General features: G+C 63.1%; 19 protein-coding genes. 10 read left to right on the top strand and 9 right to left on the bottom strand.

Annotated features, from left to right (window positions below; genetic code table 11):
* The first annotated feature begins 8 nt into the window (after positions 1–8).
* Positions 9–503, top strand: coding sequence for a GtrA family protein (locus J7I86_RS10340; protein ID WP_214819424.1), 495 nt, complete (start codon positions 9–11; stop codon positions 501–503).
* Here J7I86_RS10340 and J7I86_RS10335 read toward each other — a convergent pair whose 3' ends face one another.
* From J7I86_RS10335 to J7I86_RS10310, 6 genes are all read right to left on the bottom strand, one after another.
* Positions 504–1,688 (bottom strand): cysteine desulfurase family protein, encoded by a 1,185-nt coding sequence (locus J7I86_RS10335; protein WP_214819422.1) that lies wholly within the window; start codon positions 1,686–1,688, stop codon positions 504–506.
* Positions 1,689–1,695: 7 nt separating this feature from the next.
* Positions 1,696–2,568, bottom strand: a complete 873-nt coding sequence (nadC, locus tag J7I86_RS10330; protein ID WP_214819420.1) for a carboxylating nicotinate-nucleotide diphosphorylase — start codon at positions 2,566–2,568, stop codon at positions 1,696–1,698.
* Entirely contained in the window at positions 2,561–4,399 is a 1,839-nt protein-coding gene (locus J7I86_RS10325) for an L-aspartate oxidase (RefSeq protein ID WP_214819418.1), read from the bottom strand. The genes nadC and J7I86_RS10325 overlap by 8 nt, the downstream gene beginning before the upstream one ends.
* A gap of 83 nt (positions 4,400–4,482) precedes the next feature.
* Positions 4,483–5,790, bottom strand: a complete 1,308-nt coding sequence (gene nadA, locus J7I86_RS10320; RefSeq protein ID WP_214819416.1) for a quinolinate synthase NadA — start codon at positions 5,788–5,790, stop codon at positions 4,483–4,485.
* Complete coding sequence (locus J7I86_RS10315) at positions 5,787–6,506, bottom strand: NrtR DNA-binding winged helix domain-containing protein (RefSeq protein ID WP_214819414.1); 720 nt, start codon at positions 6,504–6,506, stop codon at positions 5,787–5,789. The genes nadA and J7I86_RS10315 overlap by 4 nt, the downstream gene beginning before the upstream one ends.
* A 111-nt stretch (positions 6,507–6,617) precedes the next feature.
* Entirely contained in the window at positions 6,618–7,091 is a 474-nt protein-coding gene (locus J7I86_RS10310) for an Lrp/AsnC family transcriptional regulator (RefSeq protein WP_014922130.1), read from the bottom strand.
* Positions 7,092–7,265: 174 nt separating this feature from the next.
* Between J7I86_RS10310 and J7I86_RS10305 the strand changes: the two genes are divergently transcribed.
* The 5 genes from J7I86_RS10305 to J7I86_RS10285 all read left to right on the top strand — a co-directional run bounded on the left by J7I86_RS10305 (position 7,266) and on the right by J7I86_RS10285 (position 12,116).
* Entirely contained in the window at positions 7,266–8,651 is a 1,386-nt protein-coding gene (locus J7I86_RS10305) for an amino acid permease (RefSeq protein ID WP_214819412.1), read from the top strand.
* Between the two features lie 138 nt (positions 8,652–8,789).
* Positions 8,790–9,842, top strand: a complete 1,053-nt coding sequence (locus J7I86_RS10300) for a thiamine pyrophosphate-dependent enzyme (protein WP_286179517.1) — start codon at positions 8,790–8,792, stop codon at positions 9,840–9,842.
* A 112-nt stretch (positions 9,843–9,954) separates the two neighbouring features.
* Positions 9,955–10,962, top strand: a complete 1,008-nt coding sequence (locus J7I86_RS10295; protein ID WP_214819661.1) for an alpha-ketoacid dehydrogenase subunit beta — start codon at positions 9,955–9,957, stop codon at positions 10,960–10,962.
* Positions 10,955–11,284, top strand: a complete 330-nt coding sequence (locus J7I86_RS10290; RefSeq protein WP_159733854.1) for a biotin/lipoyl-containing protein — start codon at positions 10,955–10,957, stop codon at positions 11,282–11,284. The genes J7I86_RS10295 and J7I86_RS10290 overlap by 8 nt, the downstream gene beginning before the upstream one ends.
* A gap of 1 nt (position 11,285) precedes the next feature.
* Positions 11,286–12,116, top strand: a complete 831-nt coding sequence (locus tag J7I86_RS10285) for an alpha/beta fold hydrolase (RefSeq protein WP_214819410.1) — start codon at positions 11,286–11,288, stop codon at positions 12,114–12,116.
* A gap of 25 nt (positions 12,117–12,141) precedes the next feature.
* On the opposite strand, the gene J7I86_RS10280 is transcribed toward J7I86_RS10285, so the two are convergent.
* Positions 12,142–12,555 carry a MarR family transcriptional regulator gene (locus J7I86_RS10280; RefSeq protein ID WP_214819408.1) on the bottom strand — a complete coding sequence of 138 codons (414 nt, stop codon included), beginning with the start codon at positions 12,553–12,555 and terminating at the stop codon, positions 12,142–12,144.
* An 86-nt stretch (positions 12,556–12,641) separates the two neighbouring features.
* On the opposite strand from J7I86_RS10280, the gene J7I86_RS10275 reads away from it, so the two are divergent.
* The gene (locus J7I86_RS10275) at positions 12,642–13,310 is read left to right on the top strand and encodes a phosphoribosyltransferase (RefSeq protein ID WP_286179639.1); all 669 of its coding nucleotides are present in this window, start codon (positions 12,642–12,644) and stop codon (positions 13,308–13,310) included.
* Between the two features lie 93 nt (positions 13,311–13,403).
* Here the strand turns inward: J7I86_RS10275 and J7I86_RS10270 are convergent, their stop codons facing one another.
* The gene (locus J7I86_RS10270; RefSeq protein ID WP_214819404.1) at positions 13,404–14,738 is read right to left on the bottom strand and encodes an MFS transporter; all 1,335 of its coding nucleotides are present in this window, start codon (positions 14,736–14,738) and stop codon (positions 13,404–13,406) included.
* A gap of 130 nt (positions 14,739–14,868) precedes the next feature.
* On the opposite strand from J7I86_RS10270, the gene J7I86_RS10265 reads away from it, so the two are divergent.
* Both J7I86_RS10265 and J7I86_RS10260 read left to right on the top strand, forming a co-directional pair.
* Positions 14,869–15,615, top strand: coding sequence for an IclR family transcriptional regulator (locus tag J7I86_RS10265; protein WP_396019867.1), 747 nt, complete (start codon positions 14,869–14,871; stop codon positions 15,613–15,615).
* Between the two features lie 139 nt (positions 15,616–15,754).
* Positions 15,755–16,555, top strand: a complete 801-nt coding sequence (locus tag J7I86_RS10260) for a MoaF C-terminal domain-containing protein (RefSeq protein ID WP_214819400.1) — start codon at positions 15,755–15,757, stop codon at positions 16,553–16,555.
* Between the two features lie 90 nt (positions 16,556–16,645).
* Here the strand turns inward: J7I86_RS10260 and J7I86_RS10255 are convergent, their stop codons facing one another.
* Complete coding sequence (locus tag J7I86_RS10255) at positions 16,646–18,121, bottom strand: APC family permease (protein WP_214819398.1); 1,476 nt, start codon at positions 18,119–18,121, stop codon at positions 16,646–16,648.
* A gap of 235 nt (positions 18,122–18,356) precedes the next feature.
* Here J7I86_RS10255 and J7I86_RS10250 point away from each other — a divergent pair, with 235 nt between their 5' ends.
* On the top strand, positions 18,357–19,331 hold the full coding sequence (locus tag J7I86_RS10250) for a helix-turn-helix domain-containing protein (RefSeq protein ID WP_214819396.1): 975 nt from the start codon (positions 18,357–18,359) through the stop codon (positions 19,329–19,331).
* Positions 19,332–19,337 lie beyond the last annotated feature (6 nt).

Genomic DNA, 19,337 nt, shown 5'->3' with positions numbered 1-19,337 from the left:
TTAAGTCCATGGAGATAGCTGCGGAGGCCACTGAGCTACGCCCGTCTCCCTCACAAAAGCCCCCGCGGCCACAGCGCAAGCGCCACCGCGGCGTCCTGAAGTACCCGGTAGTGCGGCAACTGATCCGCTTCACGGGCGTTGGAATCGTGTGCACCGCGAGCTCGCTTGCCATTTACGCTGTGCTGCGTCCATGGATTGATCCCCAGCTAGCCAACGCTGTTGCCCTGGTTGTGACGTCGTTGATGAACACGGCACTGAACCGCAGGCTGACGTTCAAAATCACCGGCCGTAAGAAGCGCGCGAAGGACCACCTCAGTGGGGTGATAGTGATTGGCATCGCGTTGATCATTACCGGCGGGAGCTTGGGTGTGTTGCATCTTCTGCGTCCGGAAGCCACGGTTACGGAGGAGTTGTGGACCACCACGTTGTCCGGTTTCGTGGCCACGGGGGTCAGGTTTACCCTGCTGCGGCATTGGATCTTCAGGCGCGCACGGCACGTCTAATCACCCGGGCAGTGGTTGGTGCCTCTGTAGCGGGACGGCCAGGTTACGGACGCGTCCGACGGCGGTTTCCACGGCAGCGGCTGCCTGTTCCAGTTCGGCGCCGGTGACCGTTGAGGTGAAGCTGAAACGCACTGCCGTCTGGGCAGTTTCACGGGCGATGCCAAGGGCCACCAGCACGGGCGAGGGTGCATCGGATCCCGCCGCGCAGGCCGAGCCACTGGAACACACCACGCCGAGCCGCTCCAGCTCGAGCAGCACAGACTCCCCGCTGGTTCCGGGGAAGCAAAAAGAAGCTACCGAGGGCAGTCGCTGGACGCGGTGTCCGGTGAGCAAGGCGTCAGGTACGGTGGCGAGGATTCGCTGGATGAACTGATCCCTGAGTTCCGAAACCCGGGCTGCCTGATCGGGCTGCTCGGCGTGTGAGAGCCTGAGCGCTGTGGACAGCGCTACAGCCCCGGCCACGTTCTCGGTGCCCGAGCGCTTCGCCCTCTCCTGGCCCCCACCGTGGACAAGGGGCTCCACCCGCAGACGGCCTTTGGTGAACAAGACACCGGATCCTTTGGGCGCACCGAGCTTGTGCCCGGAAATACTCAAGGCGTCTACGCCGAGCGCCTTGATGTCCAGCGGCAACCACCCGGCGGCTTGCACCGCGTCAGTGTGGAACGGCACCCCGCGTTCCCGGGCCACTGCCGCCAGCGCTGCAATGGGCTGGACTGTTCCTACCTCGTTGTTCGCGTACATGATGCTTACCAAAGCGGTTTGGGGGCCTATCGCTGCCCGCAGGTCATCAGTGGCGACCAGACCCTCCCCATCCACCGGGAGCACGTCAACCACAAATCCATGCACTCGCTCCAGGTAGCGGGCTGATTCTTCCACCGCCGGATGCTCGATCGCGCTGATCACTATCCGGTTCAGTGAAGAATCAGCCGCCTGCCGGGCCAGCGCTATGCCTTTAACCGCAAGGTTGTCCGCTTCCGTGCCGCCGGAGGTGAAAGTTACCTCGCCTGCGCGGCAATTCAGGACCTTTGCGACGCCGGACCGGGCCTCTGCGAGCCCAGCTGCTGCCGTTTCGCCCAGGCCATGGTGGCTGGAGGGGTTGCCGAACTCGCCGCTCAGGTAAGGCCACATGGCCTCAAGGGCTTCGCGGCGTACTGGTGTGGTGGCTGCGGCGTCGAGGAAGATCATGGGAGGGTCAGGCTGTCTCTAGAACTACGTCGAGACCCAGATCGAGGGCGCTCACGCTGTGGGTCAGTCCGCCAATGGAGATGACATCCACGCCTGCCGAAGCAATCTCGGTGACGGTGTTGATGTTCACGTTGCCGCTGGCTTCCACGATGGCCCGACCGTCCACCTGTTTGACCCCGGCACGGAGCTCCTCGATGGAGAAATTGTCCAGCATGATGGTGTCTACGCCTGCGGCCAGCACGGGTTCGATCTGCTCGGCCCGGTCCACTTCAACTTCGAAGTGCGTGGTGTGGCCAAGCTGTGCTTTAGCGGCGATCAGCAGCTCGGTTAGTTTGCCGGAGTCGCCGCCGGTCATGACGGCCAGATGGTTGTCCTTGGCCAGCACGGCGTCAGAGAGGCTGTAGCGGTGGTTCGCTCCCCCGCCGCAGCGAACCGCGTAGCGTTCCAGGACACGCAGGCCGGGGGTGGTTTTGCGGGTGTCGGTGATGCGCGCACGGGTGCCTTCAACCAAGCTCACGAATTCCGCGGTCTTGGTGGCGATGGCACTCATGCGTTGAACCAGGTTCAGGCCCACCCTTTCGGCAAGCAGCACCGAACGGGCGCTGCCGCTGACCCGGGCGAGGTGGGTTCCGGCGTCGAACGCTTCACCGTCGGCGAGGAGCAGTTCCACCTCGGTGCCCGGGTCCACGAGCTTCATGGCATCCCGGAAAACGGTACCGCCGCTGAAGACGCCGGGGACGCGTGCGTTCAGCACCGCGGTGGCATGGGCGTCGGCGGGGATCAGGAGTTGCGAGGTGATGTCACCGTTGGGTGCGTCCTCCGCGAACGCCCGTTCCAGGATGTCCCGTATGGGGGCTGCGGGGAGGTTCAGGTTAGTCATGGACGAGGCTCACTTTCCGGCTCATGGTGTAACGCTTGTCAAAATCTTCGACGACGGTTGGTTCCTTCACGCTGTCGCTGCGGTAATGCGCCCCCAACGACTCCCGGCGTTCCCGGGCCGCATGTACCAGCAGCTGCGCCGCCAACAGAAGGTTGGAGTCCTCATGCTCCCGAATATCCAGAGACTCAGGAACATTCAGTGGAAGCACATCCTCTGCCCAGGCAGCCAACGCCACCCCGGCCTCACGAATCAGCACGCCATCACGCAAAACCCCCGCCTTCGCAGTCATCAAACGCCGCAAAGCCCCCCGCGAAAACACCCCCGCCTCCGCGAAAGAAACCTCCCGAGCCCCCGGCCCCGGCAAAGACTCAAACTCCCAGGAAACAGGAGCAGGCACCCGATCCAACTCCAACGCCCAACCGCCCGGAGTAACGCAGGTGTCTGCTGAGGCGTCGCTGCGATTGGCGCCTGCCGGGGTCCCGGCAGCGTGCGTAAAAGCGAGGCCGCCCGCGGCCGAGTCAGCACGCAGAGGAACTCCGGCTGGCGACGCGCCCGACGAACCCAGGAACGCTTCAACGGCCCTCCGCCCAAATACGAGGCCTTCGAGGAGGGAGTTGCTCGCCAAGCGGTTGGCACCTTGCACCCCGGTACAGGCCACTTCGCCGGCGGCCAGCAGCCCGGGAACGGAGGTCCGTCCGTAGAGGTCGGTCACCACTCCACCCATCCAGTAGTGGGCCGCTGGTGCCACGGGGACGGGTTCGGTAGTCCAGTCGATTCCGGCTTGGTGGGTCCGTTTGCTGAGGGTGGGGAAGCGTTTGGTCAGGAAGCCCCGGCCCCGTTGTTCTTCGATCACATTGGTATCGAGGAAGACGTGACCGTTAGGGTCGCCTAGTTTAGCCAGGTGAAGGGCAATGCTGCGGGAGACGACGTCCCTGGGGGCGAGTTCGGCGTCGGGATGGTAGTCGGGCATGAAGCGATGACCGGTGGCATCTACCAGGATGGCGCCTTCGCCCCGCACTGCTTCGGAGATGAGCAGGGGGTCGTTGTTGCCCTCGGCTTCCCGCGCGTCCTCCGGAAGCACCATGCAGGTAGGGTGGAATTGGAAGAACTCAAGATCGGCTACGGCTGCTCCGGCACGCCATGCGAGCGCCAAGCCATCTGCGGTTGCCACGGCCGGATTGGTGGTCTTAGCGAAAAGTTGTCCGGCTCCCCCGGTAGCGAGCAGGACGAAGTCGCCGTGGACGCCGAGGTGGCGCCCGTTCTGGAGGAAGTTAGCTCCCACTACGCGGCCACCTTGTTCTCCGCCCAGGGAGAGCGATGTTACTTGGGCGTGCCCGATGACCTGGATCTTTCCTGCGGCTTGGAAGTCCAGGACGGTCCTGATCAGCGCGGCCGCCACCCCGGCTCCCGTAGCATCGCCGCCAGCGTGCAGGATGCGCGGAGCTGAGTGGGCGGCCTCAAGACCCAAGGCGGGATCGCCGTCGTCGTCGAGGTCGAAGCGGACACCGAATCGTTCCAGCCCGGCAATGTCCCACCGCGCTTCGGTGCACAATACCCGGACCGCTTCTTCGTTGCAGTGGCCCGCCCCGGCCTTGAGGGTGTCCGCGATGTGCACAGCCACAGTGTCGCCGGGCGCTGGTTCCTCCAGCACAGCCGAGATCCCGCCCTGTGCGTAGTAAGTGTTGCTGTCCGCGAGCGCACCTTTGGTCAACAGCACCACTTCCGCGCCCGCTTCCGCGGCAAGCAGCGCAGAGTACAGTCCTGCGATCCCGCTTCCGACGACGACCAGCCGTTTGGGGGCAGGCCCGCCATTAAGGCTCTCTGAAGTCATGTGAGGCTCGATTCGGCTAGTCGGGTCTGTCAGGCCCGGATAGTGTGCCGGCTAGTGGTGCCGGTTGAGGGTTGCCGGTTTGCTTAGGCAGGTTTGGCTGCCAGCATGCGCTCCAACGCAATCTTGGCGTTGTCCTGCACGGAGTCGTCAACGGTGATGCGGTTGACGATGCGTCCTTCCACGAGTTCCTCCAGGACCCAGGCGAGGTAGCCGGGGTGGATGCGGTACATGGTGGAGCACGGGCAGATGACGGGGTCCAGGCAGAAGATGGTGTGCTGCGGATTTTCGGCGGCCAGACGGTTCACCATGTTGATCTCGGTGCCGATGGCGAACGTGGTGGGTTCAGTAGCGGCGGCGATGGCCTTCTTGATGAAGTCGGTGGACCCGGCAGAGTCGGCGGCGTCCACTACTTCCATGGGGCACTCGGGGTGGACGATTACGTTGACGCCGGGGAAGTCCTGGCGGGCTTTCTCGATCTGGCCCACGTTGAAGCGCTTGTGGACTGAGCAGAAGCCGTGCCAGAGGATGACGCGGGAGTCGAGCAAGTGCTGTTCGTCATTGCCGCCCAGTTCCTTGCGCGGGTTCCACATGGGCATCTGCTCCAGCGGGACGCCGAGTGCTTTGGCAGTGTTGCGGCCCAGGTGCTGGTCGGGGAAGAACAGGACCCGCTGACCGCGCTCGAAGGCCCATTCCAAAACGACTTTGGCGTTGGAGGAGGTGCACACAATTCCGCCGTTCCGCCCACAGAACGCCTTCAGTGCGGCAGAAGAGTTCATGTACGTGACAGGGATGACCGGGACCCGCCCGGTTGCGTCCGGTTCCGTGCCAAAGATTTCTTCAAGCTGCTCCCAGCATTCCTCCACGGAGTCTTCATCTGCCATGTCCGCCATGGAGCAGCCCGCGGCGAGGTTCGGCAGGATGACGGCCTGTTCGGGAGTGGAGAGGATGTCCGCTGTTTCGGCCATGAAGTGGACACCGCAGAAAATGATCGCTTCAGCGTCCGGCTTGGTCAGTGCTGCATTGGCGAGCTGGAACGAGTCGCCTACGAAGTCCGCGTACTGGATGACCTCGTCACGCTGGTAGAAGTGGCCAAGGATGACGGCACGGTCTCCGAGTGTCGCTTTGGCGGCCCGGATGCGGGCGTCCAGTTCGGCGTCGGTGGCTTTTTTGTACTCTTCGGGCAGCTGGCCTTGGCGCGGCGTGGCCTTGGGAGCAACGTCGCCGCTGGAGGCGCCCGGGCCATAAGCGGGCTCTCCGGCGAGGGATTCGGCGAGGTCGTATTCCCAGGGGCCCCTGGCCAGGGCCGGGCTGCACGTGGACCCTGCACGGGAGAGGCCCTTCTCGGCTTCTTCGCGAGTGATCAGCTGGACGGCAGTGTTGACGCTGCTCATGGTGTACTCCTGTTATCTGGCCCGAGGCCGGGTGTGCCGGTGAAGCGGTAGAGGCGTGGCGGACGGTGTTTTCCGCCTTGGAGGTATTCACCGGTTTCTTCAATTTCCGGTGTTGCCGTGACGTGCCTGCGGAAGTTTGCGGGATCGAGCTGGCGGTCCAGCACGGCCTCGTAGACTTCACGGACCTGGGCGAGGGTGAAGAACTCTCCCAGCAGGTGGTATGCGATGGAACCGTAGGCCATCTTGTTGCGAAGCCGCCACAGGGCGTAGTCAACGATTGCGTTGTGGTCGAAGGCCAGTTCGCCGAGCCTGTCTGCCCGGAACCAGCGCACATTCTCGGATTCGTCAGCGAGGGCGGCCTCGGTGGGTTGCACCAAGGCCCAGTACACAATCGAGACCACCCGCTGGGTGGGTGACCTGTGGAGGCCGCCGAAAGCATAGAGCTGCTCGAGGTAGTGGGGCGCCAGGCCGGTGGTTTCGCGCAGGTTCCGTGAGGCGGCGTCCTGGAGCGATTCGTCATGGGCCAGGGGCCCGCCGGGAAGCGCCCACATGTCTTTGTAGGGCTCACGGATGCGGCGAACCAGCGGGAGCCATAGCGTGGGGCGCCCGGATGTCTCGCTGGGACGGAGGGCGAAAATCACCGTTGAAATAGCTAGCGACGGCGGTGCGAGCCGCCGCTCGGCGACGTTGGCTGAGTTGGTGTTCACGGCGTTCACCTCGCTTCATCGCCGTCCGAAACGCTCCCCCACTAAGTGGAGCATTAGTTAAAGTCATGTTGACTAGAACTAATGGTACGACTCAACGGGCGCGAGTCAAAATGCTTTACGTCACACTGGCTTCGCGGCCGCTTCCATCAACGGCAGTGTGCGGCCCTGAATGTGGCTGTTCAGGACTATCACCGAGGAGCACCGGACCACGGACTTGGTGGCGATCATGGCATCGAGGACCCGCTGCATATCCGGATTCGAGCGCGCTGCGATCCTCACCATCAGGTCCGAATTCCCCGTGACCGTGTGGACCTCGATGATTTCCGGGATGGCACTCAGGCTTTCGATGATCGCGTCGTGGCCGATCTCCTGGGTGATGGTGACCGAACAGAAGGCCACCACGGGAAAGCCGAAGTTCGCCGGATCAGGCTGAGGAACCCAGGATCCGATGACCCCGTTTTCGATCATTCTGTCGATCCGGGACTGCACCGTGGCCCTTGCCACCCTGAGTACGCGGGAGGCCTCCAACACAGAGGATCGCGGTGAATCAGTGAAGAAACGTACAATTTTTGCATCAAGCGCATCGACCAGCATCAAAGTTCCTGTCCCCGGGGATTCGTACCCATCACATCGCTACAGCAAAAAGTGATGTATCTTACAAACTGCGAGAATTATTCCACGGCTCTTGCTGCGTCGTCGACGCCCGCGTGCCACGCCCATGAGGCCAACACGCCAAACCAGCATGTAATCCATAGAAGGTAGACACGTATGACAACGAAGTCCATCGCGGCCCCTGCCCCAACCTCCGGCCTAGGCCATTCACTCAAACCGCGCCAGCTCACCATGATGGGACTCGGCAGCGCAATTGGCGCAGGCCTCTTTCTGGGCTCGGGAGCAGGCGTACAGGCCGCCGGTCCGGCAGTCCTCATTTCCTACCTCGTGGCCGGCACGCTGATCATCCTGGTCATGTGGGCCCTTGGCGAGATGGCGGCCGCCAATCCGAACAGTGGCGCATTCTCCGTATACGCAGAGAAAGCAATGGGCAAAACCGCTGGCGGAACCATCGGCTGGCTGTGGTGGCTTCAACTGGTGGTGGTCATTGCCGCCGAAGCCATTGGAGCGGCCGGGCTGCTGTTTTCCATCTGGCCGGTCGTCCCCGTCTGGGTCCTTGCCTTGGTCTTCATGGTGATGTTCACCGGCATCAACCTTGTGGGCGTCCGCAATTTCGGCGAGTTTGAGTTCTGGTTCGCCATCCTCAAGGTCGCCGCAATCGTGATCTTCCTGCTCATCGGTGCAGCCCTGCTGTTCGGCTGGCTGCCGAACGTTCCCTCTCCCGGCTTCTCCGCATTTGGCGACTTCGCGCCCAACGGGATCGGTGGCATCGCCGCCGCCCTGTTCGTAGTGATCTTCGCATTTGGTGGAACTGAGATTGTCAGCGTTGCTGCAGCCGAAACCGAGAACCCCGCCCACAGCGTTGGCAAGGCCATTCGCACAGTGGTTTGGCGCATCCTGGTCTTCTACATCGGCTCCGTGTTTGTGATCGCAGCTGTTCTCCCCGTGGGCTCTGAAGGGCTGAAGTCTCCGTTCGCCGGCGTGCTGGACCTCGCGGGTATCCCCGGCGCCGGTGCCGCCATCACCCTGGTAGCCGTGGTCGCCCTGCTGTCCGCCCTCAACGCCAACCTGTATGGCGCCTCACGCATGATTTTCTCCCTTTCAGAACGCGGCGAAGCTCCCCTTTTCCTGTCCCGATTGAGCGGCACGAAAGTTCCCGTGGCCGCCGTCGGAATTTCGGTTGCCTTCGGCTTCATCGCCACGGTCCTTGAACTCCTGTTCCCGGAGAAAATCCTGCCGGCGCTGCTGAACCTTGTAGGCTCCACCTGCCTGGTGGTCTGGGGCACGGCACTGGTGTCCCAGTTCATCCTTCGCCGCAGGGCTGACAGGGAAGGCACCGAACTGCCGCTGCGCATGAAGGGCTTCCCCGTTCTCACCATCGTGGGCCTGATCCTGCTGGGCCTGATCCTGGTGGTGGGCTTCGCCAACCCGGAAAGTGCCGGACAGTTGATCGGAACGTTCATCCTGATTCTCCTCATCGCCGCCGGATGCTTCATCAACGCCAAGGCGAAAGCCGCCAGGCAGCCCACGCGCGTCGAGTAACCGTCTGTTCATCATCACTAAGACGCCCTGCACAGGTTGTACTGTGCGGGGCTTCTCAGTGTGCCCAAATTGTACAAAGTGTTCCGTTTGAACTGAGCTGATTGCGCACACCCCAATCCGGTGACTAGGGTCACAGCCATGACTACCGAAGCTGTGCGGGGAGCCGTCGATGATGACGCGGCCCCGCTCACCCACCATCATCTCCGTGAGCTGTACACCCTCATGGCAGCCGTTCGGCACTTGGACACCTCAGCCGTTGCCTGGCAGCGCCAAGGCATCATCCCGGGTTATGCCCCTGAGCTCGGCCAAGAGGCCGCTCAGGTAGGGAGCGGCTACGCCGTGGACCGGACCCGCGACTTCGTTTTCCCCACCTACCGCGAAATGGGCGTAGCCCGCGCCATGGGTCTGGACATGGTGGGCTACATGTCCACTCACAAGGCCACGTGGCACGGCGGCATGTACAACCCCCTGGAATCCAGGTTTGCCCCCATCCAGGCAGTAGTGGCAGGTTCGGTCCTGCATGCCGTGGGCTGGGCTCACGGCCAAACCCTGGCCGGCCATGCACCGGGTGACATGGGCGTAGCCATGACCTACTTCGGCGACGGCGCCTCCTCCCAGGGCGACGTCCACGAAGCCATGAACTTTGCCGCCGTGATGAAGGCTCCTGTGGTCTTCTTCATCCAGAACAACGGTTGGGCCATCTCGGTCCCCACCGAACGCCAGGTAGCTGGCGACTCCGTGGCGGCGCGCGCTGCAGGATATGGCATCCCTTCCTTGCAGGTGGACGGCAACGACGTAGTAGCCGTCTACGAAGCCACTCGCTCCGCTTTCGCCCACTGCCGCGCAGGACACGGCCCTGTAGTCATCGAGGCCATGACCTACCGGCGCGGTCCGCACTCCACCGCCGACGATCCCGGACGCTACCGCACGCTGGAGGAGGAACGCCTAGACGCCGGTGAGGATCCGCTGGAGCGGTTCAAGCAGCGACTCCTCACCGAAGGCGTGGCGGACGAAGCCTTCTTCGCGGAGGCACACCGCCTGGCGGAGGAAGAGGAAGAAGCTGTCCGTGCGGGCATAGCGGACCTGGGGCCCCGACCCGGCTCCGAAATGTTCAGCCTCGTCTTCCAGGAACCAACGCCCGCCCTTCAATCCCAGGCCACTGCGTGGCGCGAGGAGTCCGAACATGCCTGAGACCATCACCGAACTGCGTAGCGCCGACAACAGCAAAGACAAGCGCCCGGAGACCCCTTCAGCCGGCGTTGAGCAAGCCGGCGTTAACCTAGCAGCTGTTCAGCAGCTTTCCATGCAGCAAGCACTCAACCGCGCCCTCGACGAGATCCTGGCCGAAGACCCCAAGAGCGTCATCTTCGGCGAGGATTGCGGCCGGCTGGGTGGGGTCTTCCGCATCACCGACGGACTCCAGGCAAAACATGGCCAGGAACGTGTCTTCGACACCCCGCTTGCCGAGTCCGGCATCCTGGGCATGTCCGTGGGCCTGGCCATGGCAGGCTTCCACCCCATTCCCGAGGTCCAGTTCGACGGTTTTGCCTACCCGGCCATCAACCAGATCGTCTGCCAGATCGCCCGCATGAATTACCGCAGCCGCGGCACTCTGCCCATGCCCATCACCCTGCGGGTGCCCAGCTTCGGCGGCATTCGGGCGCCCGAACATCACGGTGAAAGTCTGGAGGCGCTTTTCGCCCACGTCCCGGGGCTTAAGGTCGTCTCCCCATCCACACCGCACGATGCCTACCACCTGCTGAAGTACGCCGCCAGCCGGCCGGACCCGGTGATCTTCATGGAACCGAAGTCCCGCTACTGGCAAAAGGGACCGGTGGACCTCACCTCTGCGGTGCCCGGCCAGGGAACGCACGACGCCGTCACGTCCAACGGCGGCAGCCTCACCGGCGCCCGCGTGGCCCGGGAAGGACGCCATCTCACCCTCGTGGCATGGGGTGCCATGGTTGCCCGCTGCCTGCAGGTTGCTGAATTGGCAGCCGAAGACGGCATTGACGTCGAGGTTCTGGACCTGCGCTGGCTGAAACCGATTGATGTTGAAGCGTTGGCGACATCAGTTGGGAAGACGCGGCGCGCCGTCGTCGTCCATGAAGCGCCACTGACCTCCGGTCTGGGTGCCGAAGTGGCCCAACTCATTACGAAGAGCTGTTTCGCAACCCTTAAGGCTCCGGTGGAACGCGTCACCGGCTTCGACGTGCCGTATCCCTCCGGGGACCTGGAAGACGAATACATCCCCAACATTGACCGCATCCTCTTTGGGATCCAACGTGTACTGGAGTACCGCCGTGGCTGAAATTTCCTTCCCGCTTCCCGATCTCGGCGAGGGCCTTATTGAAGCAACCGTGCTGGACTGGCTGGTGGAGCCCGGTCAGCAGGTGGAACGCAATCAGCCGATCGTGGAACTCGAAACCACCAAGTCAGCCCTGGAATTGCCCAGCCCGCAGGCGGGTAAAGTGGTGCGTATTCACGGAGCGCCCGGTGAGACGATCAACGTTGGCGAGCCGCTGATCGTGTTCGAGGTTCCGGATGACACCGCCGGGATCGTGGGCACTGTTCCGAAGGACGAAGCCCCCAAGCGCCGGGTCCGCCTGAGCGCCGTACTCGATGAGGACTGACATGATGACCGGCAGGCACACCATGGAACAGCACAGGCACACAGTAGAGGGAACGGACCCCGGGCTGTTCGTGGAAGTCCATGAGCCCGGCACCGACGCCGGACTGCGCCCCGTCCTGCTGATTCATGGCTTTTCTTCCTCAACGAAACTGAACTGGGTGGACAGCGGCTGGATCACCACACTGCAGGATGCACGACGCCGGGTAATCACCGTTGACCTCCCAGGCCACGGCCGGAGCCACTCCCCTGAGGACCAGGATTCGTACACTCCCAGCCGCATCCGCGCCGACCTTCTCCAAATAGTGACCGACGCCGGAGCCCGGCCCCTGCGCGACGGCGACCCGTCCACGGGACTGGATGTCATTGGGTACTCGCTCGGTTCGCGGCTGGCGTGGGAATTCGGTGCCACGCAGCCGGACCTGGTTCACCGCATCGTCCTGGGCGGCCCGAGTTCGGCTGATCCCCTGGCGGCTTTCGACCTCATCGCCGCCCAGCGGCACTTGGCCGACGGCACGCCCATCGAGGACGCGTCAACGGCAGGTCTGCTGAAGATGGCCCAGATGCTCCCCAGCAACAACCTGTTCGCTATGTTGTCGCTCATCGAGGCCATCAAGGGCGAACCATTCGATCCCGGCGAGGCCGCCCCGCATATGCCCTTGTTGCTGGTAGCCGGCGAGAAAGACGAACGGGCAACCACCATGCCGGAACTGGCCTCCCTTGCGGGCAAACGTGGCGGCATGGTGGAGACCTTGGTTATCCCGGGACGGACTCACAACAACGTGATAACAAGCCGGGCGTTCAAGGAAGCCGCCGTTCAGTTCCTCGGGGTGTAGTTCCCGGCAGGCTGGCCTGAAGTTCTCAGCGGGCCAGCCGCTCGGCGTTAAGGCTCATGCGCTCCAGCACGCTCAGCGCCATGGCGTACTCGTCTATGCCTATGCCCATGGACAAGTCCTGGCGCGCTTCTTCCACCAGCCGTTGTGCCTCGTGATATTTTTCCCGACCACGTTCGCTCAGTGCCAACCTGTGGTCGATCATGGTGATCAGTCCATGCCCTACCAAGGCAGCGAGTTGCCGCTCACGCAGCCGGGTATCGCCACCCCACAGCGGCTGGAGGACATCCTCCAGCTGATCAGGCAGCATGGAACCCTCCGAAAGGGCACCCAAGGTGTGCCATTGGCGCCGGGTGAGCTTGATCCGGGCCAGGGTGGCGTCCAGCTGGACTTCCAGCGCGGCGTCGAGCCTCTTGATCCAATATCCGATGGGCTTGTTCACAAGGCCATGCTTTCAGCGGGGGCGTCACCGGGCAAGGTGTGGACTGTAGGCTTGGACATGCAACGAATTACGTGGAAGTGGAGCAGATGGGCATGCGTTTCAAGGACCGTGCGGAAGCCGGTCGACGCCTGGCTGAAGGACTCCCCCAGCTGAGGGAACGGCCTGACACCATCGTCTTGGGCCTGGCCCGTGGCGGAGTCCCGGTTGCGGCTGCAGCAGCTGCAGAGTTGTACCTGCCGTTAGGTGCCGTGCTGGTCCGCAAGCTGGGCATCCCCGGCCGCGACGAGACCGCTTTCGGAGCACTGGCATGGTCGCAGGGCGACGTCCTACGGATGGTCAACAGGCCCCTGAAAGAACTCGTTCTCGCCCACGGAATCTCCCAGTCCAATTTGGATGCCGTGGAAGCCCGCGAACGTTCCGAACTGATCCGCCGCGCCCAAAGTTACCCTGGCATCGAGCACGATCTTCGCGGAAAGACAGTGGTGCTGGCCGACGACGGTCTGGCTACCGGGGCTACCATGCGGGCAGCCGTAGAGGCGGTACGGGCCGGCGGCGCCGCCACTGTGGTCGCCGCGGTGCCGGTGGCGTCCTTGGAAGCCTCAACGTCCCTGGCCCGGGTCTGCGACTTCGTGATGGCCCTGCACACGCCCGGCAAGTTCCATGCTGTTGGCGCGTTCTACGAACGCTTCGAGCAGTTGTCCGACGCCGACGTCGTAGGCCAACTGGAAAGCGCCGGGGCCGGCGGGCGCAAGTAAGCACTGGCTCTTAGGCGCAGAAAAGACGGATGCGGTCGCCATGGACCGCACCCGTCTCCTATCTAGCCTGTTTCTGCTTCCAGCGGTGGATTTCTAGTGGTGGACGCTGTATCCCAGCGGACGGCCACGGGTCTCCTTGGCCAGAATCACGCCAATTGCGGAGATGACACAGAGAACCATGATGTAGATGCCCACCGAGCCGGACCATTTGGTGGTGTCCAGCAGGGCTTGGGCAATGAGCGGAGCGAAGGCGCCACCCAGGATGGCGCCCAGGGCGTACCCGATGGAGATTCCGGAGTAGCGGACCTGCGCCGGGAACATCTCGGCGTACATGGCGGACATGGGACCGTAGGAGAGTCCCAGGCCGATGGTGAGGACGAACAGCGCAGTGCCGTAAAGGACGATGTCCTTGGAATCGATCAGGATGAACATGGGAATCATCCAGGCAAAGACCAAGCCGTAACCGATCAGGAACGTCTTCACGCGGCCAATCTTGTCCGACAACCAGCCGCCCACCATGGTGAAGACGAGCCAGCCGAAGGACGCCACGGTGGTGGCAAGCAATACTTGCGGGGTGGGCATCTTCAGGGTCTTGGTGGCGTAGGAGATGAAGAAGGCGATCAGCAGGTAGCCGGCGGCGTTGTTGGCAATGAAGATCAACGCAGCAAGAACTACTTCCTTTTTGTTCTTGCGGAAGAGCTCCCCAAGAGGTGCCTTGCTTTCGGCCTTGCGCTGGGCAAGTTCCTTGAAGACGGGGCTTTCACCAACAGCGCGGCGAATCACGTAGCCCACCACAATAAGGACCACCGACAACAGGAACGGCACACGCCAGCCCCAAGCTGCAAAGTCTTCCTTCGACATTCCCGACTGCAGGAAGAAGAGCAGGCCGGTTGCCAGGATCATGCCGATGGGCACACCGATCTGCGGGTAGGCACCGAAGAGGCCGCGCTTCTTGATGGGAGCGTGCTCTACCGCCATCAGGGCCGCGCCGCCCCACTCACCACCGGCGGAAAAGCCCTGGGCAACGCGAAGGAAGATCAGCAGCACCGGGGCCCAGAGACCGATTGAATCGTAGGTCGGAAGAACGCCGATCAATGCGGTGGCTGCGCCCATCATGACCAAGGTCATGACAAGAACTGCCTTACGGCCCATCCTGTCGCCAAGGTGACCGGCCACGAATGCTCCGAGGGGCCGGAAGAGGAAACTGATGCCGATCGTGGCAAAGGACAGGAGCTGCGCGACACCCGGGTTGGACTTCTCCAACGGAGACAAGAACAACGGGGCCAACAGCGTAGCCGTCAGCTGGGCGAAGATGAAGAAGTCGTACCACTCAATGGTGGTGCCCACCAACGTCCCGGCCAGTACCCTGCGCTCTTCGCGCTTGCTGCTGGGTCCTGACGGGGAGTCGACGGTGGAAGTTGCGGTCATTGGAACTCCATTGGGGTGAGGGTGACTGCTCGGCACGTGACTTGCATTAACCGACAGAACGGTCAGTTAGGAAAGAATACTACAACCTGTGAGCCAAAGCACAGACCCCTGCGGTGTGGGCCACCATAGAATGGTTCGCATGAATCCCCGCAGCGACGTCAAGGGCCCACCGGAATCACCAACCCAGGTTCCGCCGTCGCAAACCCTCTCACGCGGAATCCGCGCGCTGGAGATTCTCGCGGCAGCCGAACGGCCCCTCAGCATCGCCGAACTCACCGAAGCCCTGGGCGTCCACCGCTCCGTGGCCTACAGAATACTGCGGACACTCGAGGACCACTCACTGCTGGTGCGCGACGACTCCGGACGCGTTCAACCCGGCCCGGGACTCTCGGTCCTGGCCCGTGGTGTGTCACGAAGCCTGCAAACGGCCGCACTGCCAGAACTCACCCAGCTGGCAAACACCCTGCACATGACAGCTTTCGTCGCGGTCTGGGACCATCAGGAATGCGTCAACCTGGTCACCGTTGAACCACGACACTCCGGCGCAGCCCTGGCCCAGCACCCCGGCAACCGCCACCCCATCGCCACCGGCGCCCCTGGGATCGCCATCCAATCAACCATGACCGAGGAGCGATGGCAGCAGGTTGGGGCCCCGAACCCCTACCGCGCCGAAGCGCACGAAGCCCGCCGCCTCGGCTATGCAACCAGCCACGACGAAGTCATCGCCGGGCTGTCCTCCATCGCCGCCCCCATCAAGGTCCCGGGAGGACGGCCGGCAGCGATCGCCGTCGTCTACATCCGCTTGGATCAAGACGCCGACGCCGTCGGCAAAGCGCTCGCCGCCAGTGCTGCCCGGATCGAAAGCCAACTGGCCTGAACTTTTCCTCGGCCAAACCATTCTTTGCAGGTCAAGTGGCGTGCCCCACAGCACAAGACGATGGCCGCGGCGAAGCGAATACTCGAATGAAGGACCGGACATGTCGTCCGGTCCTTCATTCGAGCCCGAGAAGGAACCCATGAGCCTGAATCTCCTCGACACCTCCAACTGGCTGCCACTGGACGGCCTGGCCCCCGGCTTCGACGCCAACAAAGCCCCCACTGTGCAAGACCTGGCAGGAAAACAGTTCTCCCTCCGCAATGACGGCGGCCCCATGGCATTCAGCTTCGACGACGAAGGAGTCCAATGGGCTGCGGCCGGTCATTCAGGAACCGCCCCCTATGAGGTGTTCCTGGTAGCCGAGGAACTGTACTACGCCCAGTGGCAGAGTCAGCAGGATCCACAACTCGCTGTTTCCCTGGTTTTGGACCTGCTGCACGGCAGGGCGCTCTATATTGGCGCCGCACTGGGCAGGGCAACAGCCTCCAGCGTCGCCGTCCACCACGATTTCCGGGCAGGGACGCTCGACGGTCACCACACCACGGGGATGGCCATTTCAGAAAGCAACGCACTCGTTGGCCGCCGCGTTGAATGGGTGTACAGCGAATCCCACGCTTATGAACACATCTACCTCAGCCCCACCTGGTACACATGGCAGTGCTTGGCAGGCCCGGAGCGCGGATTGGCAGACACGGATTCCAACACCGTCCTTCAGGTCCGCCCTGGAATTTTCGTGTTCACTTGGCGCGAGAAAGTCATACCGTGCGGCTCGGTTACCATTGCCGACCACCGTGACCCCCACGCCATCAGGTCCCACGGCAGCCTCTTCGGGTGGGATGAGGCAGGCACGGAACCCGTGCACTTCACCTTTGGTGCGCACGGCCGCCTGATCAGCATCAGCCGGCACAACCCGGACCTCGACCCGGCTACCGGGTTGTAGTCCACCGGGACAGAACCTCAACGGAGGAAGACAAGGAAGCCCCGGCGAGAGGAACACTCGCCGGGGCTTCCCGCTGGATTGCGATGGTTCTCAGTCGTCCGCCCCATGGCCGATCCGCGCGTACAAGGCAGGCTGCGAGCGCCGTAGACGCAAGCCCCAGATGACACCAACAACTCCGGGCAGCAGCACCAGCATCGGCAGGACAAACGTAGCGGCCGTTGATTCGGTTTGTCCCAGCAAGACATTGAAGTTAGTCACGATGAGCACAAAGACGATGGCCAGAAGCACCAACCCCAGGCCGGGAGCGATCACTCTGACCCACAGGCTGGCCCCGTGCTGCTGCCGGCGGAAGAAGCCGATCACAGCCACCGACACTACGGTCATCAGCAGAACTAGGCCCATGGCGCCGCTGTTGGTGAGCCAGGTGAACATGGTCAGGACGGGGTACAGCTCGCCCAGTTCCGAGCCGGTGCCGGCAATGGCGAAGGCGATGGTTACGACGACGGCGATCACCGTCTGCGCCAGCGAACCGGCGAAGGGCGCCCTGCTTTCGGTCCGCACCCTGGCCAGCGCCGACGGCAGGACACGCTCGCGGCCGAGGGAGAAGAAATAGCGGGCTACTGCGTTGTGGAAGCTGACGAGTGCGGCGAAGAGGCTGGTGACAAAGAGGATCTGGGCAATGTCGCTGAGCAGTACATCGCCGTGAGTGCCCAGGAAGGCGAAGATCATGTCCGGGCCGCTGGTGGTGGCCGCCTCGATCACGCCGGACGGCCCCGTTCCTACAGTCATGGCCCAGGCAGAGACTGCGTAGAAGACAGCGATGATGGCTACGGCAGCGAAGGTGGCCCGGGCTACGGTGCGTTTGGGGTCCTTGGACTCTTCACCGTAAATGGCGGCGGATTCAAATCCCATGAAAGCGGCGATGCCGAAGGAAAGGACAGCTCCGATGCCGGGAACGAACAGGTTTTCGGGGCTGAAAGTTGCTGCGCTGATGCCTTCGGGAGCCACAACGAGGCTGATGACGTCGTACACAATGACCACCAGGAACTCCAGGGCCACCAGAACGCCCAGCACCTTGGCGGACAGGTCCACCCTGTTTACCCCCAGCCACCCGACGATTGCGATGCACACCAGCACGGGAATCCACCAAGGAACGCTGACGCCAAGCCGCGCGGACAGTAGTGATGAGACGGTGAAGCCGAACAACCCGTAAATGCCTACTTGCATCAGGTTGTAGGCCATGAGGGCGATCAGTGATGCTCCCACGCCGGCCGGTCTTGAGATGCCCTGCGCAATGTATGCGTAGAACGCCCCTGCGTTGGTGACGTATCGGCTCATCGCGGCGTACCCCACGGCGAAAAGCGCCAGGATTGCACCCAAGATCAGAAAGGACAGCGGCACGCCGGTAACACCGGTGACCGCGAAAGTGGTGGTTACGCCGCCCGCGAGCACGGTCAGCGGCGCCGAGGCCGCGATAATCATGAAGGTTACTGCCGGTACGCCGAGCCGCCTCTTGGTGCCCACGGCTCCGGCGGCCCTGCCCTTGACGGGGTTGTCCACGCTCATAGTGTGCTCCTGCCTCGGTGCCGCGGGAGATTGCGCGGCACGGTGTCTGTCATTCCGCAATCTTCCACCGGAGGGGCCCTGCGTGACTTGTCTCACACGGCAGGGTATTTGTCGCTGCACGCAAGCACGGACGCGGGCAGTCCCCCGGTGTAGAATCGTGGGCAAGCTCACGTCCGCACAAACCGGCATTTCCGCCCAGTGGCAGCGGCGCCGCGGGCCATTGAAAGGGAGTTTGATGACCGTCGCGGCTGATACGGGCCCCGCAACCGTGGAAACCATCGTGGCGGAGTCGTTCCAGGAGTGGAGCAAGGCAATCTCCACCTCGTTCGTACCCCTGTTGGCAACGGGCCCCAACAGTTCACCCTTCCAAGGCTCAACCTTCCACGGCACCATGCGTGCACGCGTGCTGGGGCAGATCTCCGTGGTAGAGATTGCCGCCGGACCGCACACTGTCCTGCGCACACCGGAGCTGATTGCCAATTCCACAGGGCGATTCTTCAAACTCAGCATCCAGCTCTCTGGATCGGGCCGGCTGGTTCAGGACGACCGCGAGGCCGTGCTGCGCCCCGGAGATCTCTCCATCTACGACACCTCCCGCCCGTACCAACTAACGTTCGACGACGACTTCCGCACTTTGGTGCTCATGTTCCCCCACGTTCTGCTGGACTTGCCCGCCGAAGCCATGGGACACGTGACCGCCTTGCGGATCCCGGGCGATGAGGGTCTGGGCGAACTTATCAGCCCCTTCCTGGTGAAACTGGCCGACAACCTCGAGGCCCTTTCCGGCACCAACGGGCTCCGGTTGGTCCACAACGCTTTGGACCTGGTCACCACACTTTTCAACGGTGAACTCGATCAACTGATCGAGACAGGCCGGGATCCGCATCTTCTATTGCTGGGGCGCATCCATGACTACATCGAGGCTAACCTCGGTGATCCCGAACTCTCGCCCGGAACCATTGCCGCGGCCCATTACGTTTCCACGCGGCACCTGCACGATCTTTTTCAGGAAATCGGGACTACTGTGGCCTCCTCAATCCGGCAACGGCGACTCGAACGGTGCCGACGGGACCTTAGGGATCCTGTGCTGGCCGATCGACCCGTAACGGCCATCGCGGCGCGGTGGGGGTTCACCGATGCCGCCCATTTCAGCCGCATCTTCCGCGCGGCTTTCGGGAACTCCCCCACCGGCTACCGCAACAGCCACTGACGGCTC

It is taken from the genome of Arthrobacter sp. ISL-95 (assembly GCF_018613695.1).
Classification (GTDB): domain Bacteria; phylum Actinomycetota; class Actinomycetes; order Actinomycetales; family Micrococcaceae; genus Arthrobacter.
Note: the sequence above shows the minus strand (reverse complement) of the source record. Positions and strands in the feature narration are given on the sequence as shown.

What these genes read in the sequence shown, in the direction of transcription:
- J7I86_RS10325 (WP_214819418.1), bottom strand. Translation starts at nt 4,399, where the DNA reads ATGACTTCAGAGAGCCTTAATGGCGGGCCTGCCCCCAAACGGCTGGTC.
- J7I86_RS10285 (WP_214819410.1), top strand. Translation starts at nt 11,286, where the DNA reads ATGATGACCGGCAGGCACACCATGGAACAGCACAGGCACACAGTAGAG.
- nadC (WP_214819420.1), bottom strand. Translation starts at nt 2,568, where the DNA reads ATGACTAACCTGAACCTCCCCGCAGCCCCCATACGGGACATCCTGGAA.
- J7I86_RS10300 (WP_286179517.1), top strand. Translation starts at nt 8,790, where the DNA reads ATGACTACCGAAGCTGTGCGGGGAGCCGTCGATGATGACGCGGCCCCG.
- J7I86_RS10310 (WP_014922130.1), bottom strand. Translation starts at nt 7,091, where the DNA reads ATGCTGGTCGATGCGCTTGATGCAAAAATTGTACGTTTCTTCACTGAT.
- J7I86_RS10260 (WP_214819400.1), top strand. Translation starts at nt 15,755, where the DNA reads ATGAGCCTGAATCTCCTCGACACCTCCAACTGGCTGCCACTGGACGGC.
- J7I86_RS10255 (WP_214819398.1), bottom strand. Translation starts at nt 18,121, where the DNA reads ATGAGCGTGGACAACCCCGTCAAGGGCAGGGCCGCCGGAGCCGTGGGC.
- J7I86_RS10250 (WP_214819396.1), top strand. Translation starts at nt 18,357, where the DNA reads ATGACCGTCGCGGCTGATACGGGCCCCGCAACCGTGGAAACCATCGTG.
- nadA (WP_214819416.1), bottom strand. Translation starts at nt 5,790, where the DNA reads ATGAGCAGCGTCAACACTGCCGTCCAGCTGATCACTCGCGAAGAAGCC.
- J7I86_RS10335 (WP_214819422.1), bottom strand. Translation starts at nt 1,688, where the DNA reads ATGATCTTCCTCGACGCCGCAGCCACCACACCAGTACGCCGCGAAGCC.
- J7I86_RS10275 (WP_286179639.1), top strand. Translation starts at nt 12,642, where the DNA reads ATGGGCATGCGTTTCAAGGACCGTGCGGAAGCCGGTCGACGCCTGGCT.
- J7I86_RS10305 (WP_214819412.1), top strand. Translation starts at nt 7,266, where the DNA reads ATGACAACGAAGTCCATCGCGGCCCCTGCCCCAACCTCCGGCCTAGGC.
- J7I86_RS10265 (WP_396019867.1), top strand. Translation starts at nt 14,869, where the DNA reads ATGGTTCGCATGAATCCCCGCAGCGACGTCAAGGGCCCACCGGAATCA.
- J7I86_RS10270 (WP_214819404.1), bottom strand. Translation starts at nt 14,738, where the DNA reads ATGACCGCAACTTCCACCGTCGACTCCCCGTCAGGACCCAGCAGCAAG.
- J7I86_RS10340 (WP_214819424.1), top strand. Translation starts at nt 9, where the DNA reads ATGGAGATAGCTGCGGAGGCCACTGAGCTACGCCCGTCTCCCTCACAA.
- J7I86_RS10295 (WP_214819661.1), top strand. Translation starts at nt 9,955, where the DNA reads ATGCAGCAAGCACTCAACCGCGCCCTCGACGAGATCCTGGCCGAAGAC.